At 52.2% G+C, this 22,777-nt stretch carries 16 protein-coding genes, 1 other RNA gene and 4 pseudogenes; 13 read left to right on the top strand and 8 right to left on the bottom strand.

All coding sequences use genetic code 11. The features are described 5' to 3' along the window. Nucleotides 1-55: 55 nt before the first annotated feature. From nadK to bamE, 3 genes are all read left to right on the top strand, one after another. Nucleotides 56-934, top strand: coding sequence for an NAD(+) kinase (gene nadK / locus AB1E37_RS05880; RefSeq protein ID WP_002914158.1), 879 nt, complete (start codon nt 56-58; stop codon nt 932-934). Nucleotides 935-1,020: 86 nt separating this feature from the next. Further along, nucleotides 1,021-2,682 (top strand): DNA repair protein RecN, encoded by a 1,662-nt coding sequence (gene recN, locus AB1E37_RS05875; RefSeq protein ID WP_004174799.1) that lies wholly within the window; start codon nt 1,021-1,023, stop codon nt 2,680-2,682. Nucleotides 2,683-2,829: 147 nt separating this feature from the next. Next, nucleotides 2,830-3,171: an outer membrane protein assembly factor BamE gene (bamE, locus tag AB1E37_RS05870; protein ID WP_002914160.1), complete on the top strand. Its 342-nt coding sequence runs from the start codon at nt 2,830-2,832 to the stop codon at nt 3,169-3,171. A gap of 66 nt (nt 3,172-3,237) precedes the next feature. Here the strand turns inward: bamE and AB1E37_RS05865 are convergent, their stop codons facing one another. Both AB1E37_RS05865 and AB1E37_RS05860 read right to left on the bottom strand, forming a co-directional pair. After that, entirely contained in the window at nt 3,238-3,528 is a 291-nt protein-coding gene (locus AB1E37_RS05865) for an RnfH family protein (protein WP_004145682.1), read from the bottom strand. After that, nucleotides 3,518-3,955 (bottom strand): type II toxin-antitoxin system RatA family toxin, encoded by a 438-nt coding sequence (locus AB1E37_RS05860; protein ID WP_004174798.1) that lies wholly within the window; start codon nt 3,953-3,955, stop codon nt 3,518-3,520. Before AB1E37_RS05860 ends, AB1E37_RS05865 begins: the two co-directional genes overlap by 11 nt. Nucleotides 3,956-4,104: 149 nt before the next feature. On the opposite strand from AB1E37_RS05860, the gene smpB reads away from it, so the two are divergent. From smpB to AB1E37_RS05840, 4 genes and pseudogenes are all read left to right on the top strand, one after another. Beyond that, nucleotides 4,105-4,587, top strand: coding sequence for an SsrA-binding protein SmpB (smpB, locus tag AB1E37_RS05855; protein WP_002914164.1), 483 nt, complete (start codon nt 4,105-4,107; stop codon nt 4,585-4,587). A 144-nt stretch (nt 4,588-4,731) separates the two neighbouring features. Further along, nucleotides 4,732-5,094, top strand: a transfer-messenger RNA (tmRNA) gene (gene ssrA, locus AB1E37_RS05850). Nucleotides 5,095-5,289: 195 nt separating this feature from the next. After that, nucleotides 5,290-6,392: pseudogene (locus AB1E37_RS05845) on the top strand (integrase domain-containing protein). Nucleotides 6,393-6,401: 9 nt separating this feature from the next. After that, nucleotides 6,402-8,360 carry an NACHT domain-containing NTPase gene (locus AB1E37_RS05840; RefSeq protein ID WP_004899960.1) on the top strand — a complete coding sequence of 653 codons (1,959 nt, stop codon included), beginning with the start codon at nt 6,402-6,404 and terminating at the stop codon, nt 8,358-8,360. Between the two features lie 47 nt (nt 8,361-8,407). On the opposite strand, the gene AB1E37_RS05835 is transcribed toward AB1E37_RS05840, so the two are convergent. Further along, on the bottom strand, nt 8,408-9,469 hold the full coding sequence (locus AB1E37_RS05835) for a hypothetical protein (protein WP_004899963.1): 1,062 nt from the start codon (nt 9,467-9,469) through the stop codon (nt 8,408-8,410). Between the two features lie 323 nt (nt 9,470-9,792). Then, nucleotides 9,793-10,194, bottom strand: a pseudogene (locus tag AB1E37_RS05830) (phage polarity suppression protein); the annotation flags it as partial. On the opposite strand from AB1E37_RS05830, the pseudogene AB1E37_RS05825 reads away from it, so the two are divergent. The 3 genes and pseudogenes from AB1E37_RS05825 to AB1E37_RS05815 all read left to right on the top strand — a co-directional run. Beyond that, nucleotides 10,191-10,334 (top strand): annotated as a pseudogene (locus AB1E37_RS05825) (DUF5375 family protein); the annotation flags it as partial. The pseudogenes AB1E37_RS05830 and AB1E37_RS05825 sit on opposite strands and share 4 nt — an antisense overlap. Nucleotides 10,335-10,348: 14 nt before the next feature. Beyond that, nucleotides 10,349-12,553 (top strand): annotated as a pseudogene (locus AB1E37_RS05820) (primase-helicase zinc-binding domain-containing protein). Between the two features lie 491 nt (nt 12,554-13,044). Further along, the gene (locus AB1E37_RS05815) at nt 13,045-13,701 is read left to right on the top strand and encodes a type I restriction enzyme HsdR N-terminal domain-containing protein (protein ID WP_032448022.1); all 657 of its coding nucleotides are present in this window, start codon (nt 13,045-13,047) and stop codon (nt 13,699-13,701) included. A gap of 499 nt (nt 13,702-14,200) precedes the next feature. Here the strand turns inward: AB1E37_RS05815 and AB1E37_RS05810 are convergent, their stop codons facing one another. Both AB1E37_RS05810 and AB1E37_RS05805 read right to left on the bottom strand, forming a co-directional pair. Further along, nucleotides 14,201-15,001 (bottom strand): hypothetical protein, encoded by an 801-nt coding sequence (locus tag AB1E37_RS05810; RefSeq protein WP_004180956.1) that lies wholly within the window; start codon nt 14,999-15,001, stop codon nt 14,201-14,203. A 124-nt stretch (nt 15,002-15,125) separates the two neighbouring features. Then, nucleotides 15,126-16,010, bottom strand: coding sequence for a LysR family transcriptional regulator (locus tag AB1E37_RS05805; protein ID WP_002914178.1), 885 nt, complete (start codon nt 16,008-16,010; stop codon nt 15,126-15,128). Nucleotides 16,011-16,221: 211 nt separating this feature from the next. On the opposite strand from AB1E37_RS05805, the gene AB1E37_RS05800 reads away from it, so the two are divergent. Continuing rightward, nucleotides 16,222-16,794, top strand: a complete 573-nt coding sequence (locus tag AB1E37_RS05800) for a flavin reductase family protein (RefSeq protein WP_004174789.1) — start codon at nt 16,222-16,224, stop codon at nt 16,792-16,794. 10 nt (nt 16,795-16,804) lie between these two features. Here AB1E37_RS05800 and AB1E37_RS05795 read toward each other — a convergent pair whose 3' ends face one another. Continuing rightward, nucleotides 16,805-17,167, bottom strand: coding sequence for a helix-turn-helix domain-containing protein (locus AB1E37_RS05795; protein ID WP_002914181.1), 363 nt, complete (start codon nt 17,165-17,167; stop codon nt 16,805-16,807). Between the two features lie 334 nt (nt 17,168-17,501). Here AB1E37_RS05795 and oqxA point away from each other — a divergent pair, with 334 nt between their 5' ends. Both oqxA and AB1E37_RS05785 read left to right on the top strand, forming a co-directional pair. Continuing rightward, nucleotides 17,502-18,677: a multidrug efflux RND transporter periplasmic adaptor subunit OqxA gene (oqxA, locus tag AB1E37_RS05790; RefSeq protein WP_002914189.1), complete on the top strand. Its 1,176-nt coding sequence runs from the start codon at nt 17,502-17,504 to the stop codon at nt 18,675-18,677. 23 nt (nt 18,678-18,700) lie between these two features. Next, the gene (locus AB1E37_RS05785) at nt 18,701-21,853 is read left to right on the top strand and encodes a multidrug efflux RND transporter permease subunit OqxB19 (RefSeq protein ID WP_004149399.1); all 3,153 of its coding nucleotides are present in this window, start codon (nt 18,701-18,703) and stop codon (nt 21,851-21,853) included. A gap of 69 nt (nt 21,854-21,922) precedes the next feature. Here AB1E37_RS05785 and AB1E37_RS05780 read toward each other — a convergent pair whose 3' ends face one another. Further along, nucleotides 21,923-22,402, bottom strand: coding sequence for an Rrf2 family transcriptional regulator (locus AB1E37_RS05780; RefSeq protein WP_000888203.1), 480 nt, complete (start codon nt 22,400-22,402; stop codon nt 21,923-21,925). Between the last annotated feature and the right edge of the window lie 375 nt (nt 22,403-22,777).

Below are 22,777 nucleotides of genomic sequence, written 5' to 3'. Positions count from 1 at the left end.
TCAAGGGAAGCGGACAGATTGTCACTATTTCATTTAACGCAAGGACATCCAGATCATGAAGAACCATTTCAAGTGTATCGGCATTGTGGGACATCCTCGTCACCCCACCGCCCTGACCACACATGAAATGCTCTGGCGCTGGCTGTGCAGCAAAGGGTATGAAGTGCTGGTTGAACAGCAGATCGCCCATGAACTTCAGCTCAGCAACGTGAAAACCGGCACGCTGGCGGAGATTGGCCAACAGGCCGATCTCGCGGTGGTGGTGGGCGGCGACGGCAATATGCTCGGCGCGGCGCGGACCCTGGCCCGTTACGACATTAACGTCATCGGCATTAACCGCGGCAACCTCGGCTTTCTCACCGACCTTGACCCGGACAACGCCCTGCAGCAGCTCGCCGACGTGCTGGAAGGCCACTACATCGCCGAGAAACGCTTTCTGCTGGAGGCCCAGGTGTGTCAGCAGGATTGCCAGAAACGTATCAGCACCGCCATCAACGAAGTGGTGCTGCACCCCGGCAAAGTGGCGCATATGATTGAGTTCGAAGTCTATATCGACGAAGTCTTTGCGTTCTCTCAGCGATCCGATGGCCTGATTATCTCCACTCCGACCGGCTCCACCGCCTACTCGCTGTCGGCTGGCGGCCCAATCCTTACGCCGTCGCTGGACGCCATCACCCTGGTGCCGATGTTCCCGCACACCCTTTCAGCGCGACCGCTGGTGATCAACGGCGACAGCACCATCCGCCTACGCTTCTCTCACCGCTGCAGCGATCTGGAGATCAGCTGCGACAGCCAGATTGCCCTGCCGATCCAGGATGGCGAAGATGTCCTCATTCGCCGCTGTGATTATCACCTCAATCTGATTCACCCTAAAGATTACAGCTATTTCAATACATTAAGCACCAAGCTCGGCTGGTCGAAAAAATTGTTCTGATTTTCACGGCTGCCTCTTTACTGGATAAAAAACCAGTCTATACTGTACGAAAACACAGTATTGGTTTTTCATACAGGAAGGCAGCTATGTTGGCGCAACTCACCATCAGTAATTTTGCTATCGTTCGTGAACTGGAAATTGATTTCCACAGCGGCATGACCGCCATCACCGGGGAAACCGGCGCCGGGAAATCCATTGCCATCGACGCGCTGGGGCTGTGCCTCGGCGGCAGAGCGGAAGCCGACATGGTGCGTCGCGGCGCCACCCGTGCCGACCTGTGCGCGCGCTTCGCGCTGAAAGATACCCCTGCCGCCCAGCGCTGGCTGGAAGAGAATCAGCTGGAGAGCGGGCGTGAGTGTTTACTTCGCCGGGTGATCAGCGCCGACGGCCGCTCGCGCGGCTTCATCAACGGCACCGCCGTCCCGCTCTCGCAGCTGCGCGAGCTGGGCCAGCTGCTGATCCAGATCCACGGCCAGCATGCCCACCAGCTGCTGACCAAACCCGAACACCAAAAAACGCTGCTCGACGGCTATACCGGTGAGTATGCGCTTACTCAGCGTATGGCCGAGCACTATCGCCAGTGGCACCAGAGCTGCCGCGAGTTGGCCCAGCATCAGCAGCAGAGCCAGGAGCGCGCCGCCCGCGCCGATCTGCTGCAGTATCAGCTTAAAGAGCTGAACGAATTTAACCCGCTGCCGGGAGAATTCGAGCAGATTGACGAAGAGTACAAGCGCCTGGCCAACAGCGGCCAGCTGCTCAGCACCTGCCAGCACGCCCTTACGGTACTGGCGGACGGCGAAGAGGCCAATCTGCAGAGCCAGCTTTATACCGCGAAGCAGCTGGTCAGCGAGCTGGTGGGCATGGACAGCAAGCTTTCCGGCGTCCTGGATATGCTGGAAGAGGCGGCCATTCAGCTCAGCGAGGCCAGCGACGAGTTGCGCCACTACCATGACCGTCTGGATCTCGATCCGAACCGTCTGTTTGAACTTGAGCAACGGATTTCCCGACAAATCGCGCTGGCGCGTAAACATCAGGTGATGCCGGAAGAGCTGCCGGCGGTTTATCAGGCGATGCTGGAAGAGCAGCGCCTGCTGGACGACAGCGCCGGCTCGCTGGAATCCCTCAGCCAGCAGGTGGTCGAACATCATCAGCTGGCGCTGGAGACCGCGCGCCAGCTGCATGCCCTGCGTCAGGCCAGCGCCGACGAGCTGACCCAGCTTATCACTGAGAGTATGCACTCACTTTCGATGCCGCACGGGGTCTTCGCGATTGAGGTCGCGTTCGATGAACGCCATCTCACCGCCGACGGCGCCGACCATATTGAGTTCCGCGTCACCACTAACCCAGGTCAGCCGCTGCAGCCAATCGCCAAAGTGGCCTCCGGGGGCGAACTGTCGCGCATTGCGCTGGCGATTCAGGTGATCACCGCGCGTAAAATGGAAACCCCGGCGCTCATCTTCGACGAAGTGGACGTCGGCATCAGCGGCCCCACCGCCGCCGTGGTCGGCAAGCTGCTGCGCCAGCTGGGCGAGTCCACGCAGGTGATGTGCGTGACCCACCTGCCGCAGGTCGCAGGCTGCGGCCACCATCATTTCTTTGTCTGCAAAGAGACCGATGGCGAGATGACCGAAACCCATATGCAGCCGCTGGATAAACGTGCTCGCTTGCAGGAGCTGGCCCGTCTGCTGGGCGGCAGCGAAGTCACGCGCAACACCCTGGCGAACGCGAAAGAGTTGCTTGCGGCGTAAACTTTTTGATTTTCACAGGGTCATAGTGAACAGCAAATTGCCTGCTGACCTGCAGCCGGAGGTTTCCAACGGCGCGAAGGTCTATTATTATCGGCATATTACAGATGAGCCACGTACTGCTCGGGCCCAAAAAGGAATCAAATCACTATGCGCTGTAAAACGCTGACTGCTGCCGCAGCGGTTCTTCTTATGTTGACCGCAGGCTGTTCCACTCTGGAACGAGTGGTTTACCGTCCTGACATCAACCAGGGTAACTATCTGGCACCAAACGATGTAGCAAAAATTCGTGTCGGTATGACGCAACAGCAGGTAGCTTATGCTCTGGGGACGCCAATGATGACGGATCCGTTCGGCACCAATACCTGGTTCTATGTCTTCCGTCAGGAGCCGGGCCACCAGAAAGTGACTCAGCAGACCCTAACCCTGACCTTCAACAGCGGCGGTGTGTTGACTAACATTGATAACAAGCCTGCGCTGACCAGTCAGTAAGGCCCGGAAAAGCAAAAAGCGCTCGATGAGCGCTTTTTTTATGGCTGATAGCCGGTCTGCTGCAGGTTACTTTGCGGCGCTTTTCTCTGCCCGCTGGCGACGCAGCTCTTTCGGGTCTGCGATCAGCGGACGATAGATTTCCACCCGGTCGCCGTCGTGAACTTCGTCATGCAGCTTTACCGGACGACTGTAGATACCCAGCTTGTTTTTCGCCAGATCGATGTCATCACGCAGCGCCAGCAGACCGCTGGCGATAATCGCCTGCTCGACCGTCGCCCCCTCGTCCAGGGTGACCCGCTGCAGATACTGCTTTTCAGGCAGCGCGTAGGCGACTTCAACACGAATATTAGCCGGCACTGTAAACCTCTTTGGCGCGCGAAGTGAACGCCTGCACCATGTTAGCGGCCAGCTCTTTGAAGATCCGGCCAAAAGCCATCTCAATCAGTTTATTGGTAAACTCGAAATCGAGATGGAATTCGATTTTGCAGGCCTCGGGGCTCAGCGGAATAAACTTCCAGCCGCCAATCAGCTTCTTGAACGGGCCATCCACCAGGCTCATCAAAATGCTCTGGTTGCTGGTCAGTGTATTGCGTGTGGTGAAGGTCTTACTGATGCCGGCTTTGGACACATCAACCGCCGCCGTCATTTGCGTCGGCCCCAATTCCAGCACGCGGCTACCGGTGCAGCCTGGCAGAAAATCAGGATAGGACTTCACATCGTTTACCAGTTGATACATCTGTTCCGCGCTGAAAGGCACCAGCGCAGTACGGCTAATCTGAGGCATAGCAGGTTCCACATTTAAACACAGTGCAAATAATATCATTTATCTGCTGCTAAAAAAAACGCTGTGCCGCAACTCGTGCTAAGATGCGCAGTACACCTCGCAGGATGCGATCGAGGTAACTGTGTATAAGACGATGACTTCAGGACATTATGACTAAGAAAAAAGCCCACAAACCTGGATCAGCCACCATTGCGCTGAATAAACGCGCCCGTCACGAATACTTTATCGAAGATGAATACGAGGCTGGTCTCGCCCTGCAGGGCTGGGAAGTCAAATCCCTGCGTGCAGGCAAAGCCAACATCGGCGATAGCTATGTCATCCTGAAGGATGGCGAAGCCTTCCTGTTCGGCGCCAACTTTACGCCCATGGCCGTGGCTTCCACCCACTATGTCTGCGACCCGACGCGCACCCGTAAGCTGCTGCTCAACCAGCGTGAGCTGGACACGCTGTACGGCCGCATTAACCGCGAAGGTTACACCGTCGTCGCCCTGTCGCTGTACTGGAAGAACGCCTGGTGCAAAGTGAAAATCGGCGTCGCCAAAGGTAAGAAACAGCACGACAAGCGTACCGACCTGAAAGATCGTGAATGGGCGCTGGACAAGGCGCGTATTATGAAGCACGCCGGACGTTAATTTCCCCTCCCCGAGGGCCAGCTCTCGCTGGCCCTTACGCTATATCCTTGTTGATGCTGATTTTTCGTCCACCCTGCTGAAATAATCCTGCGTGATGGGGCTGGTAACGACATTCACAAATCTGTTATACTTGACCTACACATTGGGGCTGATTCTGGATTCGACGGGATTTGCGAAACCCAAGGTGCATGCCGAGGGGCGGTTGGCCTCGTAAAAAGCCGCAAAAAATAGTCGCAAACGACGAAAACTACGCTTTAGCAGCTTAATAACCTGCTCTGAGCCCTCTCTCCCTAGCTTCCGCTCTTAAGACGGGGATCAAAGAGAGGTCAAACCCAAAAGAGATCGCGTGGATGCCCTGCCTGGGGTTGAAGCGTTAAATCTAATCAGGCTAGTTTGTTAGTGGCGTGTCTGTCCGCAGCTGGCAAGCGAATGTAAAGACTGACTAAGCATGTAGTGCCGAGGATGTAGGAATTTCGGACGCGGGTTCAACTCCCGCCAGCTCCACCAAAATTCTCCATCGGTGATTACCAGAGTCATCCGATGAAGTCCTGAAAGCCCGCACGGCGCAAGCCCTGCGGGCTTTTTTGTGTCTGTTGTTGTCCGAGAACATCCATCAAAATCCGGTGATTATTGGTATACGTTTAGGTATACGGTAGGATGTATACCCAAAAGCGTATACCAATTCATGAAGAAGCGGCCACAGTGGCACGGACAACACGCCCCCTGACCAACACCGAAGTTCTGCGCGCGAAAGCGTTAGAGAAGGATCTAACGCTGCATGATGGCGATGGGCGTTTCCTGCCCTTTCTCTTGCTGATGCCCGAGGGTTAAGAGCAGATTACCTAACCCTATTAGCCAACGGAATCGACCCGCAAATTCAAGCTGAAGTTGCAGAGGAACAGCAGCGAATCGCTCTGGACAGTATTTTTTCGACGGTCGCCGCTAACTGGTTCCAGCTCAAAAGCAAAAGCGTTACCCATGATTACGCTAAAGATATATGGCGTTCACTGGAAAAAGACGTATTCCCCACCATCGGGGAGATCCCTGTCCAGCAAATCAAAGCCCGAACACTGGTTGAAGCCCTTGAACCGATCAAAGCTCGTGGGGCGCTGGAGACGGTGCGCCGGTTGGTGCAACGTGTTAACGAGATAATGATTTATGCCGTAAATACTGGTCTTATTGATGCCAATCCAGCATCAGGCATTGGAATGGCCTTTGAGAAGCCAAAAAAACAAAATATGCCTACGTTGCGCCCAGAAGAATTGCCTATGCTGATGCGTTCTCTCGTCATGTCAAATTTGCCTGTTCCGACTCGCTGCCTCATTGAGTGGCAACTCCTGACTCTAGTTCGTCCTTCTGAGGCTTCCGGTGCTAGGTGGGCTGAGCTCGATCTCGATGCAAAGCTCTGGACTATTCCAGCCGAACGGATGAAGGCTAAGCGTGAGCACATTGTACCGTTATCCCCCCAGGCAATAGAGATTCTGGAAGTCATGAAGCCAATCAGTGCTCACCGAGAATACGTTTTTCCGAGTAGAAATGATCCCAAAATGCCAATGAATAGCCAGACTGCGAATGCAGCTTTGAAACGTATTGGTTATAGTGGAAAATTAGTTGCTCATGGTTTACGTTCTATTGCAAGTACAGCAATGAATGAAGCTGGGTTAAATGCAGATGTGATAGAAGCTGCTCTAGCACATACTTACAAGAATGAAGTTCGTAAAGCTTATAACCGCTCAATCTATTTAGATGCGAGAATAGAATTAATGAATTGGTGGGGGCAAGCTGTCCACCAACAATACAAATAAGGATTGAATATGCAACCTGTAACTTTAGATGGAATGATCGCAGCATCACTTCCTTGGGCTAAAGAAGTCATCAAGAATAAAATAATCCCAATAATTTCATCACGAGTTAAAGATTATTTAGATGATGTTAGAGCCGCGAGATTTCTAAATGACAGCATGGAAAAATTCCTTTCTCGTGTCGGAGGACAATGTTCTTTAGTAAACACATTAGCTTTCCAAAACACCCCCATCGAACTAAAAAAAATATATGAACCAATTTCTGTATACCATGACAACGAGCAATCAAACTATGAGTGTTTAATTAATAACAAGATTGACATCTTAAATTCTTATAACCATATATTAATAACTGACTCCGCAGGTATGGGGAAGTCAACTTTAATGAAGCGAATTGCATTATATTGCATAGAAGAAACGAATCAAATACCAATTTATCTGGAGCTTCGTCGCATACAAGATTATAGCATTGCTGAACAAGTAAAGAATCAACTAGGTTTAGGTAAAAACATTTCCAATGCATGCCTTAAAGAAATTCCCTTTATTTACTTATTCGATGGCATTGATGAAATACCTCAAGGGATTAAATCCTCCGTAGTCAACTCTTTGCGTGAGTTTGCAGATGATTTTTCAGAAAGCAAAATAATTATAACTTCCAGACATGATAGCTTCCTCTCTGAGTTGTATGGATTCTCAAGGTTCAAAATAAAACCGTTAGATTCTTATCAAGCGTATGATTTACTTAGACGTTACGATAACACCGGAAATATTTCGTCAAAGTTAATCAAAGGTCTTCGTTTAGAAGAAGGAAGAAACTTCGATGATTTTCTTTCAACTCCATTATATGTTTCTTTATTATTTTGCGCATATAAATTCAAACCAATAATTCCACGTAAGAAAGAATTGTTTTACAGCCAGGTATTTGATGCTTTATTTGAATCTCATGACCTAACAAAAGAGCTTGGTTACGTCAGGGAAAAACATTCTAAGCTTGATTCAACTGACTTCCATCAGATTCTGCGAAGATTAGGATTTTGGTGTTTAAAGGAAGGTGGAAGGATTGAGTTCACTAAAGATGATCTTCAAATAATCATTAAAGAAATTGCATCTAAAATACCAGGGTTGACTATATCTGCATCATTATTCATAAAAGATCTTATCGAAACCGTACCTTTATTTGTCAAGGAAGGAGCAATAATTCGCTGGTCACATAAGTCACTTATGGAATATTTCGCAGCCATGTTTATATGTAGGGACACTAAAGAAAGACAGCGAGGAATATTAAGAACGCTTTATAAAAACGATGAGTCTATAAGACATAAAAACCTTTTTGAATTATGTGCGGATATTGATTACTCGACCTTCCGTTCGAGTGTTATAAAGAACCTTTTAGAAGATTATGTCCACTTATATGAAAAAATCAGCCAACGATCGATAACAAGCACCCCAAAAGAAGTCATTTCTAAAGTTGAACTTCTCTTTCCAGGTCGCTCACTAATTTATATCTTCTCTAAGGGAGAAGAAAACAAAACCCTTTCCAAACTAATAAATGGAGACTTCAGGGAGTTTAAAGAGCTTAATACAAAAGATGGCTACTTAAACACTACATTTGCAGATATAGGTAATGCATGGGTAGTAATTGCACGTAATGAAACAATAATCTCTCATGTATTAAGCATACTAAAAGTAAAAAATCCAGAATATTTCCATAGTAATCATAGATTAACAAGTGATGATACGAATCTTACATTAGAGGTTCGTCGTGCTATAAGACATGATGATGAAGTAAAGATTGACGTAAATTTTGAAAACATCCTAAACTGCGATGGAAAAACAAATCTTAACTTAATTTCAGGAATTTTGACTTTTGATAAAACACCCCAATTAAAATATAGAAAAGCTCTTGCCGAACTTGACAAAATAAACTTTGATGACAGCAATGGAATAAATCAACTTTTGGAAGGATTCTAATTCATTTAAAAAATTATTGAGGCCAAGTACATATGGCCTCAATACCCTCACTCATATTTAAGCTCACCAAAAAGACCAACCATCAAATCGTCTTCAAGTACAAGGAATGGTAATTCAACATATTCACTTGGATGTCGTGGCTTAGCCTTTCCGTCATGAGGAGCATTTTTCGTATGCCCTTGGACTTTTTCACCATTCACTTTTATATATGGGAAAACAACGATTCTCCCATGATTTTTCGATATAATAGTTCCTTCGTGCCAGATACTTTCACCGCTTTTAAGTGAATCACTACTATTAGTCGCTTTAACAATCCATCCAACATCGCCAGTTTCTTCATACCAAAATACATACCCACCCGCCATTAATACCTTATGACCCTTTGCATGAGCATCTGCAAGCATCCTTTTTACACTGGAAAGCTGTAATAGTTCATTTGCACGTGGTAATAACCGTATTCTAATTTCTGACTTTACTCTGCCCCAGTGATCTCGACCTGAAAATCCAAACGCTCTTGATATCTTCTCTCTAAATGCAACTTTAGTGGTCAGTTCATTGTAATAGAGATACCTACCCCAATCTCCGTTTGCATGTTTTCCAATAACCATTCTATTTTCTTTCAAATGAGCAATTTCAATCAGCGGGTTAATATTAATCTCTTGTAGCAGTTCATCTTTGATAGATATACTAGCGCGTTGATAAGCATTTAATTTTAAAATCACTTCATCTTCTTTGGGCCTTGACAGTGACGAAGTAATATTTAAAGCTTCAGAAAGCATTAAATATTCTTCATTTTGAAGCCTTTGCCTAGAAATTATTGCTTTTTCTGCCTTTAAAAAATACGAATCTTTGACCTCTTGACTAATTTCAAGCTCACTAACTTTTTCCTTTATGAAATTATTTATTACCTCGGCAGCATTCAATGCTTCTTCATAAGTATTAAACACCAATCCATAATCAAACTGTTCAAGTATCTCTTTCCTTCTTTTCCATTTAAAGGGCTCCTTATATTCGCTGATGTACTCATGCAGAATCCAATCACTATTTATATATCTCGGATATGGATGAACGGCTATGACCAAACCGTGGGGGTATTCTTTATTACGCATGTTCTAATCCCTCAACGTTATGCTTTGATTTCGAACCAGCTTAATTTATATGTATACCAAGCGTCATAAGCCTACATCATTTGTGATTGTAAGATCATCAATTTCTAATAATGCTTTTAATGTTAGCGCGCAATGCTCTCCCCGCCACGCCTGCCCGCTTAAGGGGGTACTTTTAATGCAGGGCAAAGGTGGGCTCAGTTCGCACCGCAACTGGCGCTGGTCGGGAGTACAGGGGCGGGAAAACACATGCAAAACCATGCACCTTTTGGATACATGGCTTAATTCGGGAAAAATGACGGGATTTACAGGTAATTTTTTACGGCCTACTGCGCGGCCAGCTCGGCGCGTCGGCGGGTGTAAATCGTGTTCTGTGCAGGGGTAAATCTTTCACGATTATCATCCCTCGAAGGCGCATCAGGCCTGTATCCGATGGCCGTTAAAATGTCGTTATCCGGTGCTGAATAACCAATGTCATTTCCTGCGGCCAGCCAGACGGAAAGGGCTTCACGTAGATATGCCATTGAACGGTTAAGTGCGCGGTTTTTTATCATCGCGGGCTGGTTCTTAACCCCCATCAGTTCTGGTGCCAGTGCGGCGGCCAACTCTGCGCCGTTCTGCTGCATAAAATCATGAAGCCGGTTACGAATGCTGATGCACTGTACTTCCTCATGTGAACGGATATAGCGACCGGCGGCCTGATTAATCTCCCATTTTTTTATATCAAGGCCGTCAGATTGCCTGTGCGTTACTAGAAGATTTAATGGAAGCCGGACCACTGAAAGCCGCACCGTCGCTGTCCTTTCTCGGGCTCGCAGTGATGGATGAACTCTGCGCCCGCCATATCACCGCACCAGTACTGCACTGAGGGAGAAAACAACGATGAAAATGAACATAACGGAAACCGTAAAACAGGCTCGCGGCCACTGGCCGCACATACTCCCGGCGCTGGGCGTGAAGGTCATTAAAAACCGGCATCAGGCTTGTCCGGTATGCGGCGGCTCTGACAGTTTTAGCTTTGACGATAAAGAGGGGCGCGGGAGGTGGTTCTGCAATCAGTGTGGCGCAGGTGACGGGCTTAAGCTGGTAGAGAAAGTGTTTGGCGTGACCCCGTCAGAAGCTGCCGGGAAGGTGAACGCCGTAACCGGCAACCTGCCGCCGGTTGCCCCGGAGATTATTGCGGCCGTAGAGGCCGAAACCGAGGCCGACCGCAAAGCGGCGGCGTGATGTTCCGCGCCGGTGATGTGGTTGTCCCGCTGTATGACGATACCGGCGCACTGGTTAATCTTTAGCTTATCAATGCTGACAGTCTAAACGCACCCTGAAAGCAGGTCAGGTTAAAGGGGCATGTCACACCATCGAAGGGCAAAAGCAGACCGGAAAACGTCTGTGGATTGCGGAGGGCTATGCGACCGCGCTCACCGTGCATCACCTGACCGGCGAAACCGTCATAGTGGCGCTGTCCTCAGTGAGCCTCCTTTCTCTTGCGAGCCTTGCCCGACAAAAGCACCCGGCATGTCAGATTGTGCTTGCAGCCGACCGCGACCTTAACGGAAACGGCCGGAGTAAAGCCGCTGCGGCCGCAGACGCCTGTGAGGGCGTTGTTGCTCTGCCTGTTCGGCGACTGGAATGATGCGTTTATGCAGCACGGCGAAGAGGCCACGCGGAAAGCGATTTATGACGCCATACGGCCTCCGCCTGACAGTCCTTTCACTACCATGAGTGAGGCGGAATTTACCGCCATGAGCACCAGCGAAAAGGCAATGCGGGTGCATGAACATTACGACGAAGCGCTGGCCGTGGACGCGAACGGCCAGCTCCTGTCCCGCTATGAGGCCGGGATATGGAAAATTATTCCGCCATCGGATTTTGCCCGCGACATGGCCGGGTTGTTCCGGCGACTGCGTGCCCCGTTCTCGTCAGGGAAAATTGCCTCAGTGGTGGAGACCCTGAAACTGATTATTTCCCAGCAGGCCGCCCGCGCGCCGTATGATTGGTTTTCGCAATGGCGTACTCGATACCCTCACCGGCGTATTCAGCCCACACAGCAAATCACACTGGCTGCGTACGCTGTGCGACGTGGACTTTACCCCTCCGGTGGAGGGCGAAACGCTGGAAACCCACGCGCCAAACTTCTGGCGCTGGCTCGACCGTGGGACCAGCGGCAACGCTGACAAGCGTGATGTAATACTCGCCGCGCTGTTTATGGTACTGGCGAACCGCTACGACTGGCAGCTCTTTCTTGATGTGACCGGAACCGGCGGGAGCGGAAAAAGTATTCTGGCTGAAATTGCGACCCTGCTCGCCGGGGAAGACAACGCCACGTCTGCGACCATCGAGACGCTGGAGTCACCACGCGAACGCGCGGCGCTGATTGGCTTCCCACTGATACGCCTGCCTGACCAGGATAAATGGAGCGGGGACGGCGCGGGGCTCAAAGCCATCACCGGCGGTGATGCTGTGTCGGTTGACCCGAAATACCGCGACGCCTATTCGGCCTATATCCCGGCGGTAATTCTGGCCGTGAACAATAACCCGATGCGCTTCACCAACCGCAGCGGAGGCGTATCCCGTCGCCGGGTGATAATCCACTTCCCGGAGCAAATCGCCCCGGAGGAACGCGATCCGCAGCTCAGGGACAAAATCGCACGCGAGCTGGCCGTGATTGTGCGCCAGCTGATGCAGCGCTTCCGTGACCCGATGACCGCCCGCACGCTGCTCCAGTCACAGCAGAACTCAGACGAGGCACTGAGCATCAAGCGCGATGCCGATCCGACGTTTGATTTTTGCGGCTACCTTGAGGAGCTGCCCGAACCTGACGGGATGTATATGGGGAATGCGAATATTGTCCCGCGACAGCCGCGCCTGTATCTGTACCACGCCTATCTGGTCTATATGGAGGCGCACGGCTACAAGAATACGCTCAGTCTCACCATGTTCGGCAAAGGACTGTCATCGATGCTGAAAGAGTACGGCCTGAATTACGGCAAGCGGCGAACGAATCAGAGGATGCAGACTAATCTCGCACTCAGAGATGAAAGCAACGCAGACTGGCTGCCCCGGTGCAACGAAAGAACAGCAATATAACCTACTCGGACCGGCATCAGCCGGTCTTTTTTTACCTTTAACTCCCGAGATTGAACAGTAAAGTGTTCACTGTTCACGGACTCTTCACCTTGTATCTAACTGAATTAAATGAAAAATAATATCGAGTGAACAGTTTTCCATAAAAAAATTTTTTCCTACCTCTGGGGTTCATCGCGCCAAGATGCAATACGGGAAGTTAATCATTAATGAGCTGTGAGTAGTGCCTCGGCTGAGAACGCTTAACGCACTGATTCAAATAATGGTAAGTGTAATCAATTCGAGTTCACAGAAAAATGTGATTAGTTGTTATTGAAATAATCACTTAAATACAAAAACATTTTTGCAGTTATCTCATCAAAAGTCTAAAAACATTGTCTTGCAAAAAAAATCTCTTTACTTATTGAAATGGCTGTATTTTTTAGTTAAGTTATTGACTCTTTGGAATCAATTTTATATAAAAACCTTGCTTAGCAAAGCATAAAGGGACTGTGATGGACATTAAATACCATTCAGAGGCGGAAAAAAAGTTCTCTGAGCACTTATTATCTTTAGGATACACCAAAGATTCAATATTATACGAACCAGCATTTTTTGCCAATGATGGCAGTAGGACATACAGACCAGACTTTGCAATTATAGATCCAGAAAAGAAAGAATATCTTGCCATTATTGAAATAAAGGCAGACAGGCTTATAAATAACGAAGAAGTTCTTAATCAATTAAAAAAATACAGACATGCAATTGGCAATAAAAAAATCCCACTATTCTTGGTGGCTGTATCATCCATTCCAAATAATCCATTGCCATTTGCACTTTACTCATTGAGTGAGGCAGGTGATTTAGTTAAATCTGACTTCAATCTTTTCCCAACTTTCCGAGCCCTTACTGCGGAAGAATCGGCGGTTAGGAAAAATGATATCCGGCAGAAAAAAAATGAAACTATGGATACTTTTCAACGAGTTTCCTGGTTTCTTGCTGCAGTCTTATTTCTAATTGTGATTGCTGATATTAAATTTCATTTTTTGACGACTGAGAGAATGGCCTTATTAGGAGCTAGTGTTGCACTCATAGTCATTCCATTTGCACAAAAGTTTAAAGGACTAGGCATTGAATGGGAGAAAGCTAAGAACGCTAATCGTGACGAATAGTAAAGTAAATTTGCAGTTTCTCCTTAACAACATCTCTCCTGTGCTATCGACTCGAAAAAAACCTTGTTGGGATGAGATTCCTCATACCAGCAAAGCTGTAGTTATGTTCCTACAAAGCTAAATTGGTATACGCTTAGGTATACGGTAAAAATAAATTTCATTAAAACCTGATTAAATACAGTAAATTAATGGCTAACATCAGACTCCGCCAGCTCCACCAAAATTCTCCATCGGTGATTACCAGAGTCATCCGATGAAGTCCTGAAAGCCCGCACGGCGCAAGCCCTGCGGGCTTTTTTGTGCCCTCAATTTGTCCCGCGCAGTCCAAAGAAAACTCATTAAATCCGAACCTTTTAGGCCTATTGATAGGCACAACGAAAAGCTCTGGTATTTTCACGTTACCGATACCCCGCTAGCCCCCCCTCTCAGAATTAGACCTCCCACGACACTCGCACAACCCTTTCACCCTCCGGCCGCGTCCGCGGCCGGAGGGATAGATTTACCCCTTGTGAGAATACGCGTCCAGCATGGCAAGGACCGCCCGACGCGCCGCATCGTCTGCGATATTGTCAGGCAGCGCATCAGCCCGCAGATTGACATAAGCGTCAGCAGCCCTTCGAATGGCAATCCCGACGGAGTGACGATCGTGTGTTGCCAGAGTGGAAGTCAGCAGGCCATCGGGATCAATGCCGAGGGCTTCTATTCGACGAACGCCGCGTTGCGGTAGATTGGCGCGACGAAACAGCATCGGTCCCAGCACTTGTTCCCGGAAGAAAGACAGCATCCCCAGCGCTTCGAAGAGTTCCCCCCTGCCCAGTTTAACCACGGCATAATGCAGCCAGATCCAGGCCCGGGACTCAAACCACTCCGGCGTCATGTTCGGCCAGTGCGCGCTAAATTTTGCCAGCTGTCGCTTGAGAGCATCGTTATCACGGGTAAATAGCACGGCAGGCTCCTCAACGCGCTGAGTGAGCATGTCCAGGGTGATAAATTTCAGATCGACATGCAGAAGTTCCGGGCCAAACAGGCAGATCAGCAGGCGAGGCTCACCGACGTGTTCCCCGGTGAAAGCATGTAGCAGATGGCCGAGCGTTCCGGCGAACGCCATACGCTGAGCCATGATTTCGTCATAATAGAGAGGGTCGATCACCACCACGAAATCCAGATCGGAGTATTGATCAAACCCGCCATGGATAAACGAGCCGCCGGCGAGAAGGGAGTGGATCCGCGAATCAGACTGTAATTTAAGCTTCAGTTGCTCTGCAAAACTTCTGTGTAAATCGGGTAGCGTATTAAGCATACTTTTTCCTGTTCACAAAAAAGACAAAGCATTACAGAATATCGAGCGATTCATCAGCAGACCAGATATTTCTGCTGGAACCCTACCCTCCATCGCGAAGCGCTAAATGCAAGCAATACTCCCCTCAAACCACCTCGCTCATCCACTCAGCAAACGCCCGCACGGCGGGAGAGAGAAAGCGCTGGTGCGGATAGAGCAATGTGACGGGTACCGGGGGCGGCTGCCAGTCCGTCAGCACTTCCACCAGTCTCCCCTCCTGCAGGTGGTCAGCAACGATATTCTCCGCCAGCTGCGCCAGCCCAAATCCTGCCAGGCACATTTTTATATAGAGCCCCGTTTCATTCACCGCGGCGTTGCCGCTGACGGGTACAGAAAAGGTCTCGCCATGGCGAACGAAGCGGAACTCATCGGCCCGCCTCGCCTGACCGGAGAAATAATGCACAGCCCGGTGCTGAGAGAGCGCCTCCGGTGACGGCGGCACACCATATTCCCTGAGATAGTCCGGTGACGCGCAGGTGACCCAGCGAAAGCGGCCCAGAGGGCGGGCCACCAGGCTGGAGTTGTTCAGCTCTCCCGTTCGTATCACGCAGTCGACGCCTTCCTGAATGAGATCGACCTGGCGATCGCTGACGCCGATCATCAGGTAGATATCGGGATAGCGCCGGTAAAAGTCCGGCAGATGCGGCATGACGATGAAATGCGCGATGCCCGCGGGCATATCAACCCGCAGGCGCCCCTGAGGCCGCGCGACAGACTCGCTCAGGGTGGATTCACTATGTTCGATGAGGGCGAGAATTTCCCGGCACTGCGCCAGATACTGCATCCCTTCCGGGGTAAGGCTCACCCGCCTTGTGGTCCGGTTCAGCAGCCGCACCTTCAGGTATTTCTCAAGGTTTTTAATGGTACTGGTGACAGTGGAGGCCGGCAGGGAAAGGGTTTCCGCGGCACGCACGAAGCTTCCTGCCTCCGCGACGCGCATAAACATCTGCATAGCCTGAATACGATCCACCTTCTTTCTCTCCTGTAGCGAGCAGCTTACCGACAGACGGCATGATTATTCGTGGATTATGAATAATGAAAACAATTTACGCACCTTTTTACACTTAATCGCCTGGCGTATCGTTGCACGGTGGATTACGAAAGAGGGCCCGAAAATGAACATGCCCTCAATAAATATCCAGATAATCATTACGTTAAATAGCATGCACAAAGGAAAAACCATGTCCGTTCAGCCTGTCGAAATAAGTAAGGCCTATCGTTTATTGCAGGTCGGGTCCACCACCATGATTTCCGCAAAATATGATGGCGTCGAAAATGTCATGTCAGCCGCCTGGGTTGGGCTGGCAGGCGAGCGAAAAGTGGTGGCCTATATTGGCACCCAGGCTTTCACTCGTCAGCTGGTGGAAAAGAGCGGCTATTTCGTGGTGCAGATCCCCGTAGTCAGCCAGATGGCAACCGTCCTCTACGCTGGCGGGCGCAGCTATGCCGACGCGCCGGATAAAAATGACACCATCCCCTTCTTTTATCAGCCGGAATTTGATCTTCCTCTTGTGGCAGGCTGTGCGGGCTGGCTGGTGTGCAAAGTGATGCCCTACCCGGACATTCAGCAGCAACACAATCTGTTTATGGGCGATATCGTCGCCGCCTGGAGCGATGACCGGGTATTCCGCAACGGACACTGGATCTTTGATGATGCGCCGGACGAGCTACGGACCGTTCACTATGTCGCAGGCGGGCAGTTCTATGCCATCGGCAAAGGCAGCAAATTCGATCATGGGCCGGGTCAGGACTGACCCTCCCCGGTCATGCGGATCGCTGACGAGATGTCTGCGCAACAGAGCGGCTGATACTCCGGCGCCAGACGCCGGGCGCCTGGCCGTACTGGCGCTTGAAGCTGCGGTTGAAGGACTGCTGGGAGTCAAAGCCGAGGGCAATCGCCACGTTCAGGATCGGCTCGTTGCTGTGGGCCAAGCGTTCGATCGACTTTTGCAGCTTTTTCGCCCGAATATATTCTCCGAGGGGCTGCCCGGTATGTTCTTTGAAGATCCGCTGCAGGTGCCACTTCGAATAGCCGGCTCGTCGGGCAACGGTGTCAATATCCAGACGGCTATCAAGATGGTTGTCGATCCAGTCGATCAGATCCTGAATGATGGCGCCAGTGTTCATCATGTTACCCCCTCGCGGCCGGTTAAAAGCATCTTTGTCAGTTGCATTTAAAGGTGGCCTGTTTTTACACAAAATGCAAGTTTTATTGTTACATTTAAATCCACGCCGGGATCGCGGTTTTTTAATCTCCCCCTGGACCGCACATAAAGTGCAACAATTATTCTTGCACTTAGTTAAGCGCCTTCCTACAATCGCCGCGATAGTGTATTCGAAATTGTTACAGTTTTGTGGCGATGATCGACACAAATGGCCTTAAGCCAGCCCGGACAAAGGAAGTGGCGCGGCTTCTCACGCTGCGTCTTGCCCGGCGGCTACATTTACCGGAATAAAAATAATGAGCCTGCAAAAAACCTGGGGAAACATTCACCTGACCGCGCTCGGCGCGATGATGCTCTCCTTTCTGCTCGTCGGCTGCGACGACAGCGTCGCGCAGAATGCTGCGCCTCCCGCCCCGACGGTCAGCGCCGCTAAGGTGCTGGTGAAGTCGATCAGTCAGTGGGATAGTTTTAACGGTCGCATTGAAGCGGTGGAGAGCGTTCAGCTTCGCCCTCGCGTCTCGGGATACATTGATAAAGTGAATTACACCGACGGCCAGGAGGTGAAAAAGGGCCAGGTGCTGTTCACGATAGATGACAGAACCTATCGCGCCGCGCTGGAGCAGGCGCAGGCGGCGTTGGCAAGAGCCAAAACGCAGGCCAGCCTCGCGCAAAGCGAGGCGAACCGCACCGATAAATTAGTCCATACCAACCTCGTCTCCCGTGAAGAGTGGGAGCAGCGCCGGTCAGCCGCGGTTCAGGCGCAGGCCGACATTCGCGCCGCGCAGGCGGCGGTGGATGCCGCGCAGCTTAACCTCGACTTCACCAAAGTGACCGCCCCTATTGACGGCCGCGCCAGCCGGGCGCTGATCACCAGCGGTAACCTGGTCACCGCGGGCGACACCGCCAGCGTGCTCACCACCCTGGTCTCGCAGAAGACGGTGTACGTCTACTTTGACGTCGACGAGTCAACCTACCTCCACTATCAAAACCTCGCCCGCCGCGGGCAAGGCGCGTCCAGCGATAATCAGGCGCTCCCGGTGGAGATTGGCCTGGTTGGCGAGGAGGGTTACCCCCACCAGGGCAAAGTGGATTTTCTCGATAATCAGTTAACGCCGAGTACCGGCACCATCCGCATGCGTGCGCTGCTGGATAACTCGCAGCGTCTGTTCACACCGGGGCTGTTTGCCCGCGTGCGTCTGCCGGGCAGCGCAGAGTTCAAAGCCACGCTGATCGACGACAAAGCGGTACTGACCGATCAGGATCGTAAATACGTCTATATCGTTGATAAAGATGGTAAAGCACAGCGCCGCGACATTACCCCAGGGCGGCTGGCAGACGGTTTACGCATCGTTCAGAAGGGGTTGAATCCTGGGGATAGCGTCATCGTCGACGGCTTACAAAAAGTGTTTATGCCGGGTATGCCGGTTAACGCCAAAACCGTTGCCATGACCTCCAGCGCCACCCTTAACTGATCCCTAATCAGAGAATCCAAGACATGGACTTTTCCCGCTTTTTTATCGACAGGCCGATTTTCGCCGCGGTGCTGTCGATTTTAATTTTTATCACCGGGTTAATCGCTATCCCACTGCTGCCGGTGAGCGAATATCCGGATGTCGTCCCGCCGAGCGTCCAGGTGCGCGCGGAGTATCCCGGCGCCAACCCGAAAGTGATTGCCGAGACCGTGGCGACGCCGCTGGAGGAAGCGATCAACGGCGTTGAAAACATGATGTACATGAAATCGGTCGCCGGCTCCGACGGCGTGCTGGTCACCACCGTCACCTTCCGCCCGGGTACCGACCCGGATCAGGCGCAGGTTCAGGTGCAGAACCGCGTCGCGCAGGCCGAAGCGCGTCTGCCGGAGGATGTACGCCGTCTGGGGATCACCACCCAGAAGCAGTCTCCGACGCTGACCCTGGTGGTGCATCTGTTTTCGCCAAACGGGAAGTACGACTCGCTGTATATGCGCAACTACGCCACGCTGAAAGTGAAGGATGAGCTGGCGCGCCTGCCCGGCGTCGGCCAGATCCAGATTTTTGGCTCCGGTGAATATGCGATGCGCGTCTGGCTGGATCCCAATAAGGTCGCGGCCCGCGGTCTGACGGCTTCGGATGTGGTGACGGCGATGCAGGAGCAAAACGTCCAGGTGTCTGCCGGACAGCTTGGCGCCGAGCCGCTGCCGCAGGAGAGCGATTTCCTGATCTCCATTAACGCCCAGGGCCGTCTGCATACCGAAGAAGAGTTTGGCAATATCATTCTGAAAACGGCGCAGGACGGCTCGCTGGTCCGCCTGCGCGACGTGGCGCGCATCGAGATGGGTTCCGGTAGCTATGCGCTGCGCTCCCAGCTCAACAATAAGGATGCGGTCGGGATCGGTATCTTCCAGTCCCCCGGCGCTAACGCCATCGATCTGTCGAACGCGGTACGCGCCAAAATGGCCGAGCTGGCCACCCGCTTCCCGGAAGATATGCAATGGGCGGCGCCGTACGACCCGACGGTTTTCGTCCGCGACTCCATCCGCGCGGTCGTGCAGACGCTGCTGGAGGCGGTAGTGCTGGTGGTGCTGGTAGTGATCCTGTTCCTGCAGACCTGGCGCGCGTCGATTATCCCGCTGATCGCGGTGCCGGTATCGGTGGTGGGTACCTTCAGCATTCTCTATCTGCTGGGCTTCTCGTTGAATACCCTGAGCCTGTTCGGGCTGGTACTGGCTATCGGTATCGTGGTGGACGACGCCATCGTGGTGGTGGAGAACGTCGAGCGTAATATCGAAGAGGGGCTTGCGCCGCTTGCCGCGGCGCATCAGGCGATGCGTGAGGTCTCCGGGCCGATTATCGCCATTGCGCTGGTGCTGTGCGCGGTGTTCGTGCCGATGGCGTTTCTCTCCGGGGTCACCGGACAGTTCTACAAACAGTTCGCGGTGACCATCGCCATCTCGACGGTGATCTCGGCCATCAACTCGCTGACGCTCTCCCCGGCGCTGGCGGCCCTGCTGTTAAAGCCTCACGGCGCGAAGAAAGACCTCCCTACCCGGCTGATCGATCGCCTGTTTGGCTGGATTTTCCGTCCGTTTAACCGCTTTTTCCTGCGCAGCTCGAACGGCTATCAGGGGCTGGTGAGCAAAACCCTCGGACGCCGTGGCGCGGTGTTTGCGGTGTATCTGCTGCTGCTCTGCGCCGCTGGGGTAATGTTTAAAGTCGTCCCCGGCGGGTTTATTCCCACCCAGGATAAGCTGTATCTCATTGGCGGCGTGAAGATGCCGGAAGGGTCGTCGCTGGCGCGCACCGACGCGGTGATCCGCAAAATGAGCGAGATCGGGATGAATACCGAAGGGGTCGACTATGCGGTCGCTTTCCCGGGGCTTAACGCGCTGCAGTTCACCAACACGCCGAATACCGGGACGGTCTTTTTTGGCCTGAAACCGTTCGACCAGCGCAAACACACGGCGGCGGAAATTAACGCGGAGATTAACGCCAAAATCGCGCAAATCCAGCAGGGCTTTGGCTTCTCCATCCTGCCGCCGCCGATTTTAGGACTGGGTCAGGGTTCCGGCTACTCCCTGTACATCCAGGATCGCGGAGGGCTGGGCTATGGCGCGCTGCAAAGCGCGGTGAATGCGATGTCCGGGGCGATTATGCAGACGCCGGGGATGCACTTCCCGATCTCGACTTACCAGGCTAACGTGCCGCAGCTGGACGTGCAGGTCGATCGCGATAAGGCGAAAGCGCAGGGGGTATCGCTAACCGAGCTATTCGGTACGCTGCAGACCTATCTCGGCTCGTCTTATGTCAATGACTTTAACCAGTTCGGGCGTACCTGGCGCGTGATGGCCCAGGCCGATGGGCCATACCGCGAGAGCGTGGAAGATATCGCCAATCTGCGCACCCGCAATAATCAGGGCGAAATGGTACCGATCGGCAGTATGGTGAATATCAGTACCACCTACGGGCCGGATCCGGTGATCCGCTACAACGGTTATCCGGCGGCGGACCTGATTGGCGATGCCGATCCGCGGGTCCTCTCTTCTTCACAGGCGATGACGCATCTGGAGGAGCTGTCGAAGCAGATCCTGCCGAATGGGATGAATATTGAGTGGACGGATCTCAGCTTCCAGCAGGCCACCCAGGGCAACACGGCGCTGATCGTCTTCCCGGTGGCGGTGCTGCTGGCGTTCCTCGTGCTGGCCGCGCTGTATGAAAGCTGGACATTGCCGCTGGCGGTGATCCTTATCGTACCGATGACGATGCTCTCCGCGCTGTTTGGCGTCTGGCTGACCGGGGGCGATAACAACGTCTTCGTGCAGGTGGGTCTGGTGGTCCTGATGGGCCTGGCCTGTAAAAATGCCATTCTGATCGTCGAGTTTGCCCGCGAGCTGGAGATCCAGGGGAAAGGCATCATGGAAGCCGCCCTGGAGGCATGCCGCCTGCGTCTGCGCCCGATCGTGATGACCTCCATCGCCTTTATCGCCGGGACCATTCCGCTGATCCTCGGCCACGGCGCGGGGGCGGAAGTCCGCGGCGTCACCGGGATCACGGTGTTCTCCGGGATGCTGGGCGTGACGCTCTTCGGTCTGTTCCTGACGCCGGTGTTTTACGTGACGCTACGGAAACTGGTGACCCGCAGGAAGCCGGTCCAGGAGGATCTGCCCGCCTAGCCTGCAGCAGATAACAAAAAAACCGCCTTCACAATTTGAAGGCGGTTTTTTTTCGTCACCAGAAAATGATTAATGCGCTTTTTTAAAGCGGGCGATCATTTCCGGCACCGGGTCGCAGCCGCTGGTATCGGCGTTTTTGACCGCCTCCAGCGCGCTGGCCACGGTATGGCGAGCGAGGACGTTTAACGAAGCCTGCTCTGCTTCATCGGCAACCGATTTGAAGTACCAGCAGGCGTTGGCGCTGACCACGCAGCGGGCCGGGACGTCAGGACGCGACGCCCACAGTTTTTTATCTTCGATAACCGAAAGATAGATATCACGCAGGGTGATCTTGTCCGCCGGACGGCCAAGATGAATTGAGCCGTTGCGGCCAAGCGTGGAGACGATAATGCCGTCACGAGTTAGCGGAACCATTAGTTTACGGATAAAGCTCGGGTTCGCTTCCAGGCCGTAGGCCAGAATCGCACTCGTCGAACGTTCACCCATCTGCTCCGCCATTGCTACGCTGAGAACCATCTGCAAAGCTGTCGGGAAGCGGTAATCTAACATGGCAGTGTCCTGGGTTGCGGTGAATCTTGTTCTTTTTGGCACCGCAGAGGTGAATAATCAATGAACAACAATATAACAAATACGGGAATTTTTTTGAAGCAATCTGCGGTTAGCCTGCGAAGTAAATTTTCTGATTTCACGGGCAAAGGCGGGGCAAACACAGATTCCCTTTCGTACCGTTTTATTTAACGCAAACGCCATCCTTTGTTCCGCTAGCCGCGCCCTGTCGCCCGGCGACCTGTCCACACCAGCGGCGCCTAACCCTGTGGATAACCTGGAGGCAGTTGCCTGGCAGCCGCAGCCCGGGCGGGCTACCGGCAGCCGTTCGTTTTTTGAACAGGGGACATGCCCCCGCCGGGCAGCGCGCTAAGCGCG

The sequence above is a fragment of the Klebsiella sp. Shm-1 genome, from assembly GCF_040804525.1.
In the GTDB taxonomy this organism is placed as follows: Bacteria; Pseudomonadota; Gammaproteobacteria; order Enterobacterales; family Enterobacteriaceae; genus Klebsiella; species Klebsiella pneumoniae.
The sequence above is the reverse complement of the archived record's forward strand: the minus strand, read 5'-3'. Positions and strand labels throughout refer to the sequence as shown.

Bases quoted from the DNA above. Each gene is read 5' to 3' on its own strand.
- nadK (WP_002914158.1), top strand. From the start codon at position 56: ATGAAGAACCATTTCAAGTGTATCGGCATTGTGGGACATCCTCGTCAC.
- recN (WP_004174799.1), top strand. From the start codon at position 1,021: ATGTTGGCGCAACTCACCATCAGTAATTTTGCTATCGTTCGTGAACTG.
- bamE (WP_002914160.1), top strand. From the start codon at position 2,830: ATGCGCTGTAAAACGCTGACTGCTGCCGCAGCGGTTCTTCTTATGTTG.
- AB1E37_RS05860 (WP_004174798.1), bottom strand. From the start codon at position 3,955: ATGCCTCAGATTAGCCGTACTGCGCTGGTGCCTTTCAGCGCGGAACAG.
- smpB (WP_002914164.1), top strand. From the start codon at position 4,105: ATGACTAAGAAAAAAGCCCACAAACCTGGATCAGCCACCATTGCGCTG.
- AB1E37_RS05840 (WP_004899960.1), top strand. From the start codon at position 6,402: ATGCAACCTGTAACTTTAGATGGAATGATCGCAGCATCACTTCCTTGG.
- AB1E37_RS05835 (WP_004899963.1), bottom strand. From the start codon at position 9,469: ATGCGTAATAAAGAATACCCCCACGGTTTGGTCATAGCCGTTCATCCA.
- AB1E37_RS05815 (WP_032448022.1), top strand. From the start codon at position 13,045: ATGGACATTAAATACCATTCAGAGGCGGAAAAAAAGTTCTCTGAGCAC.
- AB1E37_RS05810 (WP_004180956.1), bottom strand. From the start codon at position 15,001: ATGCTTAATACGCTACCCGATTTACACAGAAGTTTTGCAGAGCAACTG.
- AB1E37_RS05800 (WP_004174789.1), top strand. From the start codon at position 16,222: ATGTCCGTTCAGCCTGTCGAAATAAGTAAGGCCTATCGTTTATTGCAG.
- AB1E37_RS05795 (WP_002914181.1), bottom strand. From the start codon at position 17,167: ATGAACACTGGCGCCATCATTCAGGATCTGATCGACTGGATCGACAAC.
- oqxA (WP_002914189.1), top strand. From the start codon at position 17,502: ATGAGCCTGCAAAAAACCTGGGGAAACATTCACCTGACCGCGCTCGGC.
- AB1E37_RS05785 (WP_004149399.1), top strand. From the start codon at position 18,701: ATGGACTTTTCCCGCTTTTTTATCGACAGGCCGATTTTCGCCGCGGTG.
- AB1E37_RS05780 (WP_000888203.1), bottom strand. From the start codon at position 22,402: ATGTTAGATTACCGCTTCCCGACAGCTTTGCAGATGGTTCTCAGCGTA.